General features: G+C 39.2%; 15 protein-coding genes. 7 read left to right on the top strand and 8 right to left on the bottom strand.

The annotated features are described in order from the left end of the window. The 8 genes from B5X76_RS03180 to B5X76_RS03145 all read right to left on the bottom strand — a co-directional run bounded on the left by B5X76_RS03180 (window position 1) and on the right by B5X76_RS03145 (window position 7,859). The gene (locus B5X76_RS03180) at window positions 1–1,143 is read right to left on the bottom strand and encodes a 5-(carboxyamino)imidazole ribonucleotide synthase (RefSeq protein WP_079641163.1); all 1,143 of its coding nucleotides are present in this window, start codon (window positions 1,141–1,143) and stop codon (window positions 1–3) included. Between the two features lie 15 nt (window positions 1,144–1,158). After that, complete coding sequence (locus B5X76_RS03175; protein WP_079641160.1) at window positions 1,159–1,662, bottom strand: NADH-quinone oxidoreductase subunit B; 504 nt, start codon at window positions 1,660–1,662, stop codon at window positions 1,159–1,161. Further along, on the bottom strand, window positions 1,659–2,258 hold the full coding sequence (locus B5X76_RS03170; RefSeq protein ID WP_079641158.1) for an NADH-quinone oxidoreductase subunit A: 600 nt from the start codon (window positions 2,256–2,258) through the stop codon (window positions 1,659–1,661). The genes B5X76_RS03175 and B5X76_RS03170 overlap by 4 nt, the downstream gene beginning before the upstream one ends. A gap of 126 nt (window positions 2,259–2,384) precedes the next feature. Further along, window positions 2,385–3,728 (bottom strand): signal recognition particle protein, encoded by a 1,344-nt coding sequence (ffh, locus tag B5X76_RS03165; protein ID WP_079641155.1) that lies wholly within the window; start codon window positions 3,726–3,728, stop codon window positions 2,385–2,387. 365 nt (window positions 3,729–4,093) lie between these two features. Beyond that, a complete protein-coding gene (locus B5X76_RS03160) occupies window positions 4,094–4,780 on the bottom strand; it encodes a zinc metallopeptidase (RefSeq protein WP_079641153.1) in 687 nt (228 codons plus the stop codon). Window positions 4,781–5,028: 248 nt separating this feature from the next. Further along, window positions 5,029–5,619: an RNA polymerase sigma factor gene (locus B5X76_RS03155; protein WP_079641151.1), complete on the bottom strand. Its 591-nt coding sequence runs from the start codon at window positions 5,617–5,619 to the stop codon at window positions 5,029–5,031. Window positions 5,620–5,894: 275 nt separating this feature from the next. Then, window positions 5,895–7,166 carry a serine hydroxymethyltransferase gene (locus tag B5X76_RS03150; protein WP_079641149.1) on the bottom strand — a complete coding sequence of 424 codons (1,272 nt, stop codon included), beginning with the start codon at window positions 7,164–7,166 and terminating at the stop codon, window positions 5,895–5,897. Between the two features lie 165 nt (window positions 7,167–7,331). After that, window positions 7,332–7,859 (bottom strand): DUF7935 family protein, encoded by a 528-nt coding sequence (locus B5X76_RS03145; RefSeq protein WP_079641147.1) that lies wholly within the window; start codon window positions 7,857–7,859, stop codon window positions 7,332–7,334. A gap of 105 nt (window positions 7,860–7,964) precedes the next feature. Here B5X76_RS03145 and B5X76_RS03140 point away from each other — a divergent pair, with 105 nt between their 5' ends. The 7 genes from B5X76_RS03140 to B5X76_RS03110 all read left to right on the top strand — a co-directional run bounded on the left by B5X76_RS03140 (window position 7,965) and on the right by B5X76_RS03110 (window position 15,694). Continuing rightward, window positions 7,965–8,318: a HesB/IscA family protein gene (locus tag B5X76_RS03140; protein ID WP_079641145.1), complete on the top strand. Its 354-nt coding sequence runs from the start codon at window positions 7,965–7,967 to the stop codon at window positions 8,316–8,318. A 339-nt stretch (window positions 8,319–8,657) separates the two neighbouring features. Further along, the gene (gene ileS / locus B5X76_RS03135) at window positions 8,658–12,071 is read left to right on the top strand and encodes an isoleucine--tRNA ligase (protein ID WP_079641143.1); all 3,414 of its coding nucleotides are present in this window, start codon (window positions 8,658–8,660) and stop codon (window positions 12,069–12,071) included. A gap of 3 nt (window positions 12,072–12,074) precedes the next feature. Next, on the top strand, window positions 12,075–12,461 hold the full coding sequence (locus tag B5X76_RS03130) for a TraR/DksA family transcriptional regulator (RefSeq protein ID WP_079641141.1): 387 nt from the start codon (window positions 12,075–12,077) through the stop codon (window positions 12,459–12,461). 91 nt (window positions 12,462–12,552) lie between these two features. Further along, window positions 12,553–13,203: a lipoprotein signal peptidase gene (locus B5X76_RS03125; RefSeq protein ID WP_079641139.1), complete on the top strand. Its 651-nt coding sequence runs from the start codon at window positions 12,553–12,555 to the stop codon at window positions 13,201–13,203. 111 nt (window positions 13,204–13,314) lie between these two features. Beyond that, window positions 13,315–14,256 (top strand): M20/M25/M40 family metallo-hydrolase, encoded by a 942-nt coding sequence (locus tag B5X76_RS03120; RefSeq protein ID WP_079641136.1) that lies wholly within the window; start codon window positions 13,315–13,317, stop codon window positions 14,254–14,256. Window position 14,257: 1 nt separating this feature from the next. Continuing rightward, a complete protein-coding gene (locus B5X76_RS03115; protein ID WP_079641134.1) occupies window positions 14,258–15,169 on the top strand; it encodes an SDR family oxidoreductase in 912 nt (303 codons plus the stop codon). Continuing rightward, window positions 15,170–15,694 carry an acyl-CoA thioesterase gene (locus tag B5X76_RS03110; protein ID WP_079641133.1) on the top strand — a complete coding sequence of 175 codons (525 nt, stop codon included), beginning with the start codon at window positions 15,170–15,172 and terminating at the stop codon, window positions 15,692–15,694. It begins immediately after the preceding gene. The last annotated feature ends 37 nt before the right edge of the window (window positions 15,695–15,731 follow it).

Genomic DNA, 15,731 nt, shown 5'->3' with positions numbered 1-15,731 from the left:
TTATGCTATTACTTTCAATATTTCCTGTACTTTACGTGCATTGCTAATCGCGACTTCTCTATCCGAATTTACAATACATACGTGCCCCATCTTACGAAATGGCTTAGTATACTTTTTGCCGTACAAATGCAGATACACTCCATCCATAGCCAAAACTTCTTCTACCCCCTCATACGTTGCTAACCCTTCATATCCAGGTTCGCCCAATAGATTTATCATCACCGCGTTTGATCTAGCTTCGGTATTACCCAAAGGTAAATTAAAAATAGCACGAAGGTGTTGTCCAAACTGCGACGTAAAATTACCTTCTATCGTTTGATGACCTGAATTATGTGGTCTCGGAGCCAACTCATTAACCAAGATCTCCCCATCTTCTGTAAGAAACATCTCTACCGCCAAGATCCCTACAATTTGCAGATCATTAGCCACTTTTTTCGCCAATTCTTCGGCTTGTTGCTGTATTTCAAAACTATAAGTAGACGGCGAAATCAAAAACTCTACTAGATTAGCTTGCGGATTGAATTCCATCTCTACCATTGGAAATGTCTTCATATCTCCACGATCATTACGAGCTACAATGACCGCTATTTCCTTTTGAAACGGCACAATTTCCTCGATGATACTAGGCTCTTCAAATGCGTTCGCCAGATCGTCTTCGGTATAAATCATCTTCACTCCCTTACCGTCATATCCATCCTTTCTCATCTTCTGTACGTATGGCAATGATAGATTTGCATTGCGAAGAGATTCTTTATTAGAGATCAATTGAAAGGCCGCAGTAGGTATATCATTCTGCTTGAAAAATTGCTTCTGTAATCCCTTATCTTGAATCAACCGAATGACACGAGATTGTGGATACACCAATACTCCTTTATCCTCCAATGCTTCGAGTGCATCAACATTTACTTTTTCTATTTCGATAGTGATCATATCCAGATCCTTACCAAAGTTATAGACCGTATCATAGTCGCTAAGCGATCCACATTCAAAGTGATTGCAGAGTTTACGACAAGGTGCATTTTTGTCAGGATCTAGCACATGTACATTTACATTATAATTTATTGCTTCTTGAATTAGCATCCGGCCCAACTGACCTCCGCCAAGAATCCCCAATTGCAACTCACCATAAAAATCTTTTCCCATAATTAACTTATATACTTAGGCTTGTTCTTCAAAATACTTATCTTGAAAAATCTGCTCTTTCTCAATCTTTTTCTGTAACTCCAAAAATGCACCGATCAGTGCTTCTGGTCTCGGTGGACAGCCTTGAACGTAAACATCCACCGGAATAATTTTATCTACTCCTTTTACCACATGATATCCATGTTGCCAATATGGTCCTCCACAGTTGGAACAAGACCCCATAGAAATCACATAACGAGGTTCGGGCATCTGCTCGTATAGACGCTTGATTCGATCGGCCATCTTAAATGTGACTGTTCCCGCTATAATCATCACATCGGACTGCCTTGGTGAGGGCCTAGGAAAGACCCCTAATCGATCTAAATCATATGTCGATGCCATGGCACCCATCATCTCTATGGCGCAGCATGCAATACCGAAACTTACCGGCCACATGGATGACAAACGTGCCCAATTTAACAAATCATCTATTTTAGCGACGATCACGCCATCTGATCTCAATTGTTCATCTATATTCATAACCCCGGCTTTTTAAATCTTGGTTTAAATCCCACTGAGGGCTTCGCCAAATTATCCACTTTAGGGGAATCGTTCATCGATTCAACAATACCTTCCGTGGATCTAAAATCTCGGACTTCATATACCTTATTATTCAACTGTGCATAGGCACTCGGGGGGATATTAACATCGACCGACGGTATCTTATAGGTAGCCTTAATCCAGTTAAGATCCCCTTTACGCCAGACGTAGATTAATCCAATAATCAATATAGACAAGAAAATCGCCATCTCCGCCAATGTAAACCACCCCCATCGATTATCGGCTGCAATCAAAGATTCATTTCCAAAAACTACGGACCAAGGAAATATAAAGATCAGCTCTACGTCAAAAAGCAGGAAAATTAATGCTATTACATAAAACCGGGGATTGAATTGAACCCAAGCAGATCCTACTGTCTCCTCGCCGCATTCGTATGTACTTTCTTTGATTGGATTAGGTTTGTTTGGGGCAATTAATTTGGCTAAAAAAATCGTCACGCATACTAATAAAATACCGATAATCCCCATAAGGAGAATAGATCCATAAGCTGAGAGTTGCGTGGGATGGTCGTCCATAATCACAAAATTAACAATAAATTCTATTCTTTCTAAAAATAACCGTCAAATTTAGGTCTAAAACAAACAAGGGCCAAGTATGATTTCACCTTGGCCCTCTATCTTATTACTTCGTAATGGTTCGTCTTAAAAAGGCTTACCTGGCATCTTTGGCATATTACGCATCATCTTTGCTGCCATAGCAGGATTAGACATTTGCTTCATCACCTTCCGCATATCCATAAATTGCTTCAAGAGCTTGTTCACCTCATCGAGATTCGTACCTGATCCTTTCGCAATTCTACCTCTTCTTCTCTGATCAATAGCATCTGGATTCTCTCTTTCAAAAGGAGTCATGGAATCGATAATAGCTTCTATCGGTTTGAAAGCATCGTCCTCGATTTCCACATCCTTAAGCGCCTTACCTGCCCCAGGAATCATACCGATCAAATCCTTCATATTACCCATTTTCTTGATCTGCTGAATTTGAGACCGGAAGTCATTAAAGTCAAATTTATTCTTGCGGATTTTCTTTTGAAGTTCCGCAGCCTGCTTTTCATCAAATTGCTGCTGCGCCCGCTCTACCAAGGACACAACGTCACCCATCCCTAAAATACGGGAAGCCATACGATCTGGATAGAATACATCCAATGCCTCCATCTTCTCACCCGTACCGATAAACTTGATTGGCTTATTTACAACAGACTTGATCGACAATGCAGCACCACCACGCGTATCACCATCCAGCTTAGTCAGGACTACCCCTGTAAAATCCAGTCTATCGTTAAAAGCTTTCGCTGTATTAACGGCATCCTGTCCAGTCATAGCATCTACTACAAATAAAATTTCGTGTGGTTGAGTTGCATCTTTAACCGCCGTTATCTCATTCATCAACGCTTCATCAATAGCCAAACGACCTGCGGTATCCACAATAATTACATTATGTCCACTACGCTTACCTTCCTCTACTCCAGCCTTTGCTATTGCAATAGGATCGGTTGAATTTCTATCTGTATAGACGGGTACTCCCACCTGGCTACCCAATACCTCTAATTGATCGATCGCTGCCGGACGATATACGTCTCCTGCAACCAAAAGAGGCTTCTTCCCTTTCTTATCCTTTAAAAAACTTGCTAGCTTACCTGTAAAAGTAGTCTTTCCTGCTCCATTCAAACCTGCTATCAAAATAACTGTAGGGTTTTTAGACAGATCTAACTCATTGACCTCACCTCCCATTAAACTGGTCAGTTCATCATTCATGATCTTCGTCAACAACTGTCCAGGAGAAATGCTACTCAACACATTTTCACCAAGAGCCTTTTGCTTAACGTCATCCGTGAAAGTCTTGGCAGTTTTGTAATTCACATCGGCATCCAACAAGGCCTTGCGAATTTCCTTCATCGTCTCAGCGACGTTGATTTCGGTAATATTTCCTTGACCTTTTAATACCTTAAAGGCTCTATCTAACTTATCCTGAAGATTTGAAAACATAGTTAATTTTTTGAAACTCTTATGCTAAGTTGCAAAGTTAATAATATTTTGCTTTTTCTCAACTTCTCGTACATACGGATTTATCTTCTTTTATGCAAATGCATCCTTCGCACGCACCCCTTACACCCTAAAGACATGTTATGTACAAGTTAATATATTATTCGTACTTAACACGGACTTCATTCGGACTTTATTCGGACTTCATTCGGAATAATTCGAATAAAATCCGAATTATCTACTTTTATCCTACTTCTATTATCAGTATAATATAATAACCAATCTTCTAGCTGGTAATTAGCTGGAGTACACAAAAAAGCCGAAGTAGATTTTACTACTTCGGCTTTAATATTATATATTTTCTTTCCTTAATCCCTTCTTCCTAGAAGGATAGATGCGTAATATAATAAAGTGACAAGTGCAGATAAAGCAGCAATAACATAAGTCATAGCGGCCCATTTCAACGCATCTTTTGCTCCATTATGTTCTTCCCTACTGTGTGTTACATGAGCCGCATCCAACCATACTAAAGCGCGCTTAGATGCATCAAACTCTACAGGTAAAGTTATAAAACTAAAAACAGTAGTTACCGCTAAAGCTGCCACTCCTATCTGTAGCAAAAGATAATTATGGGAGAATATAGCCAACATCACACCTATCATCAGGGTGAAGGATACGATCTTTGATGAGAAGTTAACAATAGGAACCATCGAAGACCGGAACTGCAACCAAGAGTATGCCGTAGCATGCTGCACAGCATGTCCACATTCGTGGGCTGCGACTGCCGCCGCCGCAACACTGCGGCCGTGATAAACCTCAGGGCTCAAGTTTACGGTTCTAGTAGCTGGGTTATAATGATCGGTCAATTGTCCTTCTACAGAAACAATATTCACATCATAAATATTACTGTCATGTAACATTTTTTGCGCAATCTCCGCACCAGACAATCCCGAGGTTAACGGCATTTCCGAATACTTTTTAAACTTATTTTTAAACCTTGTCTGGACGATCATACTAACGATCCCAATAACAATTAATAAAATCCAAATTCCCATATTTTTTCTATTAAAACTAAAATCAATTCTTTACTCTTTTATATCATCAAAACAGATTCCAAAACTCGGAATACAACAAATAAACATAAAAATTCTGTCATTTTGACAAATTACAGCTTCATAATTCTCAGAAAACAGTCAAAAAATCCGCACGCTAACCAATCTTTTTACTTGATGAACCCGAGATATAAAAAAGGGCTTTCGGTATACATCCGAAAGCCCTATTCCTTAACTAACAACTATAGAGGTTAGTTAAACTGAAATGTCATGTTATGATCTTCGATCATCTTTCTGAGGTTACTTAGCGCGTAACGCATACGCCCTAGCGCCGTATTGATACTAACTTCGGTAATCTCTGCGATATCCTTAAAACTCATATCACAAAAATGTCGCATAATCAATACCTCCTTCTGATCGTCGGGAAGTAGCTGAATTAACTTCTTAAGATCGACATCTACCTGATGCCGCACCAATTTACTCTCAGCATCTTCGTCTGCAAAATTAAGCACTTCAAAAATATCGTAACCATCCCCGTTAATCACAGAAGGGCCTCTCTTTTCTTTCCTAAAATGATCAATAACCATATTGTGTGCAATACGGATCACCCAAGGCAAGAACTTGCCTTCTTCATTATAGCGTCCAGTTTTAAATGTGTTGATTACCTTTATAAAGGTTTCTTGAAAAATATCCTCAGCAAGGAACTCATCCTTGATGCGGACATAAATAGAAGTATATATCTTACTCTTGTAACGATCTATCAACACCCTTAATCCATTTTCATCGCCATCGATATAGGCTCGGATTAACTCCTGATCGGTTTTGCTTTTCAGTAGTTTCATAATAATTCCCCTAATATTTTAAGTATAGAGCATGTAAGCAATTCAATTTTTTAGAGTAAGCGTGTTTCGATAGGCTTCTATTTTTAATTGTTTTAAATATCGTTATCTAATCCAAAGTAGCTGAAAAAAAATGATCTTTCAAATTTAAAAAGAGACTTTTAACATAAATTCACAATTCTCAAATGCAATAATTATACCACATTCTTCGCATCAGTGCTAAACAAAAATGCCGTGGAGTAAACTCCACGGCACTATTTACAATATCTAGTATTTTCTTAGCTATATAAAGGAAATCTAGCCATCATAGCTTTTACTTTACCTTCTATTTTTGCTAGTTGTACTGCATCGGCACGGCTTTTTAATGCCTCATCGATCAACTCACCAATCTGAACCATCTCTGCTTCTTTCACCCCACGGGTAGTGATCGCAGCTGTACCGAAACGAACACCTGAAGTAACAAAAGGTGACCGGGTATCAAATGGAACCATATTTTTATTCGTAGTAATACCGGCCATTCCCAATACAGCTTCAGCTTCTTTACCCGAAATATCTTTGTTACGCAAATCAACTAACATCAAGTGGTTGTCCGTACCGCCAGAAATAATCTTATAGTCGCGATCCACAAAGAACTGTGCTAACGCCTGTGCATTACTTTGGACTTGCTTGATATAAGTTAAATACTCATCACTTAACGCTTCACCATAAGCAACAGCTTTTGCAGCTATAGTATGCTCCAATGGCCCACCTTGAGTACCAGGGAATACCGCCAAATCCAACAGTTGTGTGATTGTACGTGTTTCTCCTTTTGGTGTTTTCGCTCCCCAAGTATTTTCAAAATCTTTACCCACCATAATCATCCCGCCACGAGGCCCACGTAATGTTTTATGGGTTGTAGTAGTAACGATATGACAGTGAGGTAATGGATCATTCAACAATCCTTTAGCAATTAAACCCGCCGGGTGTGAAATATCCGCCAATAGTAAGGCTCCGATTTCATCAGCCACTTTACGTATACGAGCATAGTCCCAATCACGTGAATATGCCGAAGCACCACAAATGATCATCTTAGGCTTCTCACGAAGCGCAGTCTCTTCTAATTGCTCGTAATCGATAAGGCCGGTATCCTCTTTTACCCCATAGAATAGTGGTTGATAAATTTTACCCGATAGATTTGCAGGCGAGCCATGTGTTAAATGGCCTCCATGAGACAGGTCAAGACCTAAAATCTTATCACCCGGTTTAATTGTAGCCAAGAACACCGCAGCATTAGCCTGAGCTCCAGAATGCGGCTGAACGTTTACCCACTCTGCACCAAAAAGTTTTTTAGCACGCTCAATAGCGATTGTCTCGATTTCATCGACCACTTCACAACCTCCATAATAACGCTTTCCTGGGAGTCCTTCAGCGTATTTATTGGTCAATACAGAACCTGCGGCCTCCATTACTTGTTTGCTCACAAAGTTTTCTGACGCGATTAATTCAATGCCTTCTTCCTGGCGCTTTAGTTCATCTGCGATTAGATTAAAGATAGCTTGATCTCTTTCCATTCTTGTGTAATTATTATTGGGTATTGAGAATAATTTATTTTGCCGCAAATATACGACTATCTTACCTTTTAAAGGAATCCTTTAGTACATCTTTTGAAAAACAACCCTTATTTTAAACATTTAACAATCAAAGGCATTCTTCTATCTATTCTAGTCCACTCCCTATTAAACCGAGAGCTCCTTTTTCAACAACACTTGCGCAGCATTATAAGGATTAAGTTCTAGTCCTTTCAAATGCTTTAGGACGAGCTCAACATACCCATCCAAAGACACATCATTAGACAGTCCTTTGTTCGCATTGCGCAATAGGTCTATTGTATTTACTTTCAAATCTTTCACAATAGTCCATGCAGCATCCGAAACATACAGCTGTTGCGTAAAATTATGCTGAAACTCCGATTCAATATCAGCAATTACCGCTTGCTTAAACTGGTTAACAGAGATCCCTATGTTATGATGCCTTATCATCAATTGATCCGGAGACATCCGATGTACGAATAAAACTAAGCGTTCATAAGCCGCAAATCGCAATTGCATTTTATCTTTGAGTAACGCTTTGTTTTGATTGATGTTACTCATTTTTAACAAAAGATTTTCAATTTTCGGCCAAACGATATAGAAAGCGAGTACCAACGCGACAAAAACGCCAAAAGCCAAAACAAAAAGCTCTTTAAAAAAATCAACATATTCCATTATACAGTCTTGTTTATATAGTGTCAAAAAAATCAGCACATATTTATTTCGGCTAAAAATATGTATTTTTGTTTAACTATCAACAATAGGGAAAGGCAAGACAAAATGAGTATCGAACATACAACAGATGCAGCACCGGTTAAATTAACTGTCGGCGCTGTCCAAGAACTAAAAAAATTAATAAGCCAACAAGAGATCAGTGCTGACTTTGGGCTTCGTCTAGGAGTTGAAGGTGGCGGTTGTTCTGGCATGAATTACATTCTCGGATTTGACCAAAAGAAAGAGGGTGATGCAGAATACGAAATAGAAGGCATTCGTGTCTTTATGAACAAGGCGCATGGAATGTACCTTGCAGGTATGGAAGTTGATTTTAGAAATGGTCTAGACGCACGCGGATTTACCTTCAATAATCCCAATGCAACCAGTACTTGTGGTTGCGGATCCAGCTTTTCCGCTTAACACTTATTTGAAGCTGCTCTTCGGGCTTAAAGAAACTCGTTAAGAGCAGCTTTATCTCAACCTCCCCCTCGAATCGAATAATACAACCTTATTTTTTCTGAAAGTGTTTGTACTCAATGGCCATCAAGAACTTTTTTCATGACATTGTTCTTTATTGTAGGCATTCAAGAGCTCTCCCGATAACATCAGGATCGGTTCATCCCTCTTGGTGATCCAGAGGAATTATGAAAGTTTTTTCTTTTCGGAATCGCTCTACCCAATATTATCCCCTACTCACTTTTACCTTTCCTTAATTATCGTTAAATTAGCAACCTTTAAAAATTGATTTATAAATACGTGATGTACAAGGAATATAAGCAGTTAAATTTACCGGAAATCGGCAAAGAAGTATTAAAGCGTTGGGAAACAGAAAATATATTTGAAAAGAGCATTTCCAATCGTCCTTCTAGCAAACCTTACACTTTTTATGAAGGTCCTCCTTCAGCAAATGGCACGCCAGGAATTCACCACGTGATGGCGCGCGCTATCAAAGATATTTTTTGCCGCTACAAAACCCTAAAAGGATTCCAGGTAAAGCGTAAAGGTGGTTGGGATACTCACGGTTTACCGATAGAATTGGCCGTGGAAAAGTCTTTGGGCATCACCAAAGAAGATATAGGCATCAAGATCTCGGTAGAAGCATATAATGATGCTTGCCGCAAAGAAGTCATGAAATACACTGACCTATGGAATGATCTTACCGAAAAAATGGGGTATTGGGTAGATTTGGAAAATCCTTATATCACTTATCAAAACGAATATATCGAAACATTATGGTTCTTATTAAAAGACCTTTATAAAAAAGGGCTTTTATATAAAGGCTATACGATACAACCTTATTCTCCAGCCGCGGGAACAGGATTGAGTTCGCATGAACTGAACCAACCCGGCACCTATAAGGATGTAAAAGACACGACCATTGTTGCTGAGTTCCGTCTAGACAAAACACAACTGCATCCGATGGTATCTACTTTGGTAGAAAGCACAGACGAAGATGTGGCTTTTATCGCATGGACCACCACCCCTTGGACTTTACCGAGTAATACAGCACTTGTAGTAGGCAAAAATATTGACTATGTTAAAATCAAGACCTTTAACCAGTACACTGGGGAACCCGTATCCGTTATTTTAGCAAAAAACTTAATTCTTAAGCATTTCAAAGCGGAGGGAGAAAATGCTTCATTCCAAGATTATAAAACAGGCGACAAGATTGTCCCTTGGGAAAAAGCTGCAGAATTTAAAGGCGAAGAGTTAGTAGGCATCAGATACCATCAGCTGTTACCTTATATCACCTCTGAAGAACTGGTTGAGAAGGCATTTCGTGTTATCCCAGGAGATTTTGTAACTACCGAAGATGGTACAGGTATCGTCCATGCTGCTCCTACTTATGGTGCAGATGACTTTAGAGTAGCTAAAGAGAATGACGTTCCTGCTATTCTAGTAAAAGATGAAAATGGCAAGGATGTACCAACAGTAGATCGTACAGGACGTTTTGTCAAAGAAGTTACTGATTTTGCAGGCAGATTTGTCAAAGAAGAATATTATTCAGCTGAAGAACGCGCAGATAAAGATTTCCGTCCAACGGATGTATTAATCGCCATCAAATTAAAGGAAGACAACAAGGCATTTGATGTTAAAAAATATGAGCACACCTACCCACATTGCTGGCGTACGGATAAGCCTGTTTTATATTATCCTCTGGATAGCTGGTTTATCAAAACTACAGCTGTCAAAGATAAGTTAGTAGCTTTAAACAAAACAATCAATTGGAAACCGGAAGCTACCGGAACAGGTCGTTTTGGAAACTGGCTGGAGAACCTAGTAGACTGGAATCTTTCCAGGTCGAGGTATTGGGGTACGCCGTTACCAATATGGCGATCTGAGGATGAAAACGAGGAAATCTGTATTGGTTCTATGTCTGAATTGAAATCTTATTTAGAAGCTTCTTTAGCGTCTCCTGTTTTGACCGATGCCGAAAAAGCTATTAATAAAGAATATTTAGAAAAATTCGGAACTGACAAACTTGACCTACACCGTCCTTATGTGGATCATGTCGTGCTAGTTTCGGATGCGGGTCAAAAGCTTTACCGTGAACTCGATCTAATCGATGTATGGTTTGATTCGGGAGCGATGCCTTATGCGCAATGGGGACTGGATTATGACAAACTGGCCAAAGGGGATGCTCTTCCTTTTAAATCAGAGTACAATAATGCCTTCCCTGCCGATTTTATAGCAGAGGGAGTTGACCAGACTCGTGGATGGTTCTTTACATTACATGCTATTTCTACCATGGTTACAGGTTCCATCGCCTTCAAAAACGTGGTATCCAATGGTCTTGTATTGGACAAAAATGGCAATAAGATGTCAAAACGTCTAGGAAATGGCGTTGATCCTTTTGCTACTATTGAGAAATATAGCGCAGATGCTACCCGTTGGTATATGATTAGTAATGCTGCTCCTTGGGACAACTTAAAATTCAACGAGGAAGGATTAGACGAGGTGCGCCGCAAATTTTTTGGAACCCTCTATAACACTTACGCCTTTTTTGCATTGTATGCCAACATTGACAATTTCAATTATGCAGAACATGAAATAGGTTTAGCCAACAGACCTGAGATCGACAGATGGATCTTGTCTTTGTTAAATAGTCTTACGCAAGAAGTGGACGGATACTATAGCGATTACGAGCCAACCAAAGCTGCCCGTGCTATCCAAAACTTCGTAGACGAACACTTGAGTAACTGGTATGTGCGTCTATGCCGTCGTCGTTTTTGGAAAGGTGATTATACAGAGGATAAAATTTCGGCCTATCAAACATTGTACACTTGTTTAGATACCATAGCCAAACTAATGTCCCCAATATCGCCGTTCTTTGCCGATCAGCTTTACCTTGATTTAAATGCCGCGACAAACAAACAGACATTCGAATCTGTACATTTAGCAGACTTCCCTGTTTATCATGCAGATTTAGTAGATAAGGAACTGGAAGAACGTATGGCTTTGGCACAAGACATTTCCTCGCTTACCTTGTCTCTACGTAAGAAAACGAGCATCAATGTACGCCAACCGTTAAGTAAAATCTTGATCCCTGTCCTCGATTCCTCTTTCCAAACGAAAGTGGAGAAAGTAAAAGATTTAATCTTATCGGAAACTAATATCAAAGACATCGAGTTTATCACAGATACTGCAGGTATTATCAAGAAAAAAATAAAGCCTAACTTTAAAGCATTAGGGGCAAAAGTAGGCAAGGACATGAAAACAGTTAGCGCTGCGATTCAGGCATTCACTTTGGATCAGATCAGTGAATTGGAAAAGACCGGTTCGTTACAATTAGAGGGTACCCCTTACAGTATTGGTCTTGAAGATGTAGAAATCATTGCAGAAGATGTAGCGGGCTGGCAAGTTGCCAACCTTGGAAATCTAACGGTAGCATTAGATATACAAATCAGCGAAGACTTGAAACAGGAAGGTATTGCGAGAGAGCTTATAAATCGTGTACAAAACCTTCGCAAGGAGAAGGGATTTGAGGTAACTGACAGAATACGAGTTCGATTGTCTCAAAATAATGAGATTAAGGAAGCTGCCACGAATAATTTATCGTATATTTGCACGGAAATATTAGCTGATTCATTTGATTTTGAAGATAATATTACGGGAGGTGATAGTATAGAAATCAATGAAAGTAAACTTGAGGTATTAATCGAAAAAAATTAAAGTATGGGAGAAAACACAGAAAAAACCCGCTATAGTGATGCTGAATTATCAGAATTCAAAGCCATTATATTGGACAAGTTAAGAATTGCAAAGGAGGAGCTCCTAGCCTTAACAAAAACATTAAGTGGAGGTAACGCAAACGGAACGGACGATACAGCCGGTACTTACAAAACACTAGAAGACGGATCTGCTACTCTTGAAAAAGAGCAAACCAATCAGCTTGCAGCACGTCAGAAAAAGTTTATCGACAATCTTGAGGCCGCTTTAGTACGCATTGAGAACAAAACTTATGGAATCTGTCGGGAGACAGGTAAATTGATCCAAAAGGAACGCCTTAAAGCAGTCCCACATACGACTTTGAGCATCGAAGCGAAAAATAAACAATACTAAATAAAAAAATGACAGATGGGGCTGTCTAAAAAGATAAAATATCGTCATTTTGACGTTCTCTTTTTAGTCAGCCCCATTTTATGAATCAACTATGAAAGGCTATACGAGACCTATTACATTAATTATCATCGTTTTATTAATAGACCAAATCTCAAAATTTTGGATTAAACTGAATATGACCATTGGCCAAGACTTTAAAATCCTTGGCGATAAATTTCTTATTCATTTCATCGAAAATCCTGGAATGGCTTATGGAATGGAGTTTGGAGGCGAATATGGCAAGCTATTTTTGAGCGTCTTTAGGATAATTGCAGTATCAGGGATCGGCTATGGTCTTTACTATATGGTAAAAAACAAGTATAACAGAGGTTTTATCCTTAATGTGGCTTTGATTTTTGCTGGTGCACTGGGTAATATTATCGATTCGGCATTTTATGGCCTTATTTTTAGTGAAAGTACTTTCTACGAAAAGGCTGTTCTCTTTCCTGAGGGAGGCGGATATGCTTCTTTTCTACACGGTAAAGTGGTAGATATGCTCTACTTTCCGTTAATTGAAGGAAATTTCCCAGACTGGTTACCGATATGGGGAGGTGAGCATTTCCTATTTTTTAGACCTGTCTTCAACATTGCAGACTCAGCAATTTCTGTAGGTGTCTTCCTCATATTAATTTTCCAAAAACGGTATTTTAAAGAAGAACATCAAGAAAAAGACAGTGTACACAGTGAGGTACTAGAAGACTAAAACTTAAGAAGAGCGGAATATTTCCGCTCTTCGTTTTTATATTGCACCGCAATTATATTGTGTGTAAAAACGAATTTGTGTAGGTTTGTAACTAGCATTATCCGTATAAACATGAAACAATTTAACCTCCTTCTTGTATTCGTCTTTTGTCTATCCACTGGAGCATCCTTAGCTCAAGAAATAGATATAAACAAGTTACAAAAACATGTATACTATCTTTCCTCCGACAATATGCAAGGACGGGCAACGGGGAGTAAGCAATTACAAAAAGCAGCGAACTACATTGAAAAGGAATTCAAGAAATACAAACTATCACCAAAAGGCACTAAAGGTTATAGACAACAATTTGATGCCAAAGTACGTCGGGTTGTTGTTCCAGACAGTATACGTCGGGCAGAAAATATCATCGGTTTTTTAGATAATGGCGCATCCAAAACGATTGTCATAGGGGCTCATTATGACCATTTAGGTCTTGGAAATTTCGGAGGATCAAAAGACACGCTTAACATAGGTAAAATACATAACGGCGCAGACGACAATGCTTCTGGGGTTGCAGGCTTACTTGAGTTAGCCCGTCACTATTCCAGCAATTCTGTCAAAGAAAACTTCAACATTCTGTTTATAGCTTTCAGCGCAGAAGAATTGGGACTGCTAGGCTCTAAACACTGGACAGAAAATCCTACAGTTCCCCTAGCTCAAATCCACTGGATGTTGAACATGGATATGATTGGAAGATACAACCCGGATAATGGGCTTGCAATTATAGGTTATGGCACTAGCCCGCAATTTATCCCTATATTTAAAGACATAAGTAGCGATATCAAATTCAACCTTAGTAAGGATGGCAACGGCGGATCCGATCAAACGTCATTTTATAAAAAAAATATTCCTGTACTATTCTTCCATACCGGTGGTCATCCCGACTATCACAAGACTGGTGATGATGCAGAAAAGATAGACTATATTGCATTAAAGAAAATATTGAAAATTGAAATCGATGCCATTGATAATTCAATGAAACATCCGAAAATGGACTTTAGCTGGACCAACTAAAATGATGCGTATACTTATCACTGGATCTAACGGATTTGTCGCTCAAAAATTTTGCGAGCTATACGGCGCGACAGAGAATCTATTTTTAGGAATCTCAAAAGCCCCTAATAGAAATAAATCTCTTTCTTCTGAATCTTTCATTCAATGTGATCTCAGCGATTTGGAAAAATTAGGCGACATATTATCTGAATTCCGTCCTACTCATATTCTACATGCAGCAGCCATCAGTAGTGTTGAAGCCTGTGTACAAAATCCAGAACTAGCTAAAGCTGTCAACATCGAATTAACTAAATTTCTCGGTCAGTACGCTACGAATCATCATACGCATCTTACGTTCTTATCGACCGATTTTGTTTTTGACGGTCGCCAGCAGGAGCATTATCGCGAGACCGATAAAACTACGCCTATCAATGCCTATGGAAAGACTAAAACCGAAGCCGAACAACATTTACTTAATTTAAACAGCAATATCGCAATACTCCGTACCATCCTCGTCTATGGATGTATAGCGGACACTACACGTAGTAATCTCGTGCTATGGGCAAAGCAGCAACTGGAAACCAATAAATCGATCAAAGTGGTTAATGATCAATGGCGTATGCCCACATGGGTAGACGACCTAGTGCGCGCCTGTTTTCTCAGCATGGAGAAAGCTGCCAGCGGGATCTTCCATATATCCGGAGGAGAGCAATTCAGTATCGAATCTGCGGTACGACAGGTTGCAGACTATTGGCAGTTAGACCAGTCTTTAATACAGTCTATATCTGCTAAAGAAATTGGTCAAGATCAGAACAGACCCCAACGAACAGGCTTTATTCTTGACAAAGCCAAGACTATTTTAGGCTTTACCCCTACCCCTTTTATAGTATCTTTGCAAAAAATTGAAGAACAATTAAAACAATACAATAGATAGATGGACGGGAAAAAAGCAAAAGATTCGTATACAGAAATGAACGAATTGGTATTGCCAAACGATACAAATACTTTTGGCAACTTAATGGGAGGAAAACTATTATACTGGATGGACATTTGTTCAGCAATGGCTGCACAGAAACATTCTAATAGCCCAGTCGTAACAGTTTCTGTAGATAATGTTTCCTTCAAAAGATCTATTAAACTGGGAGAGGTCGTAACCATACAAGCGAAAGTTTCACGTGCATTCAGTTCATCGATGGAGGTACGTATGGAAATATTCGCACACAATCTACCCGAAGGTACGAAAGTAAAAAGTAACGAAGCTTATTACACTTTTGTCGCTGTAGACGAAAACACCAAACCTCGAAAGGTAGTTGACTTAATTCCTGAAACAGAAGAAGAAACCAAACTCTATGAGGAAGCTTTACAACGTAGAGAATTACGTCTTATACTGGCTGGAAAAATGGAAATGAAAGATGCAAAAAGCTTAAAGAAGTTAATCAACTTTGCAAAAAGCCATTAATACAAAAAAGGTTCAGCGATAAACTGAACCTTTTTTC

The sequence above is a fragment of the Sphingobacterium nematocida genome (assembly GCF_900168125.1).
Lineage (GTDB): Bacteria > Bacteroidota > Bacteroidia > Sphingobacteriales > Sphingobacteriaceae > Sphingobacterium > Sphingobacterium nematocida.
This window is presented reverse-complemented; position numbering and strand designations above follow the sequence as displayed.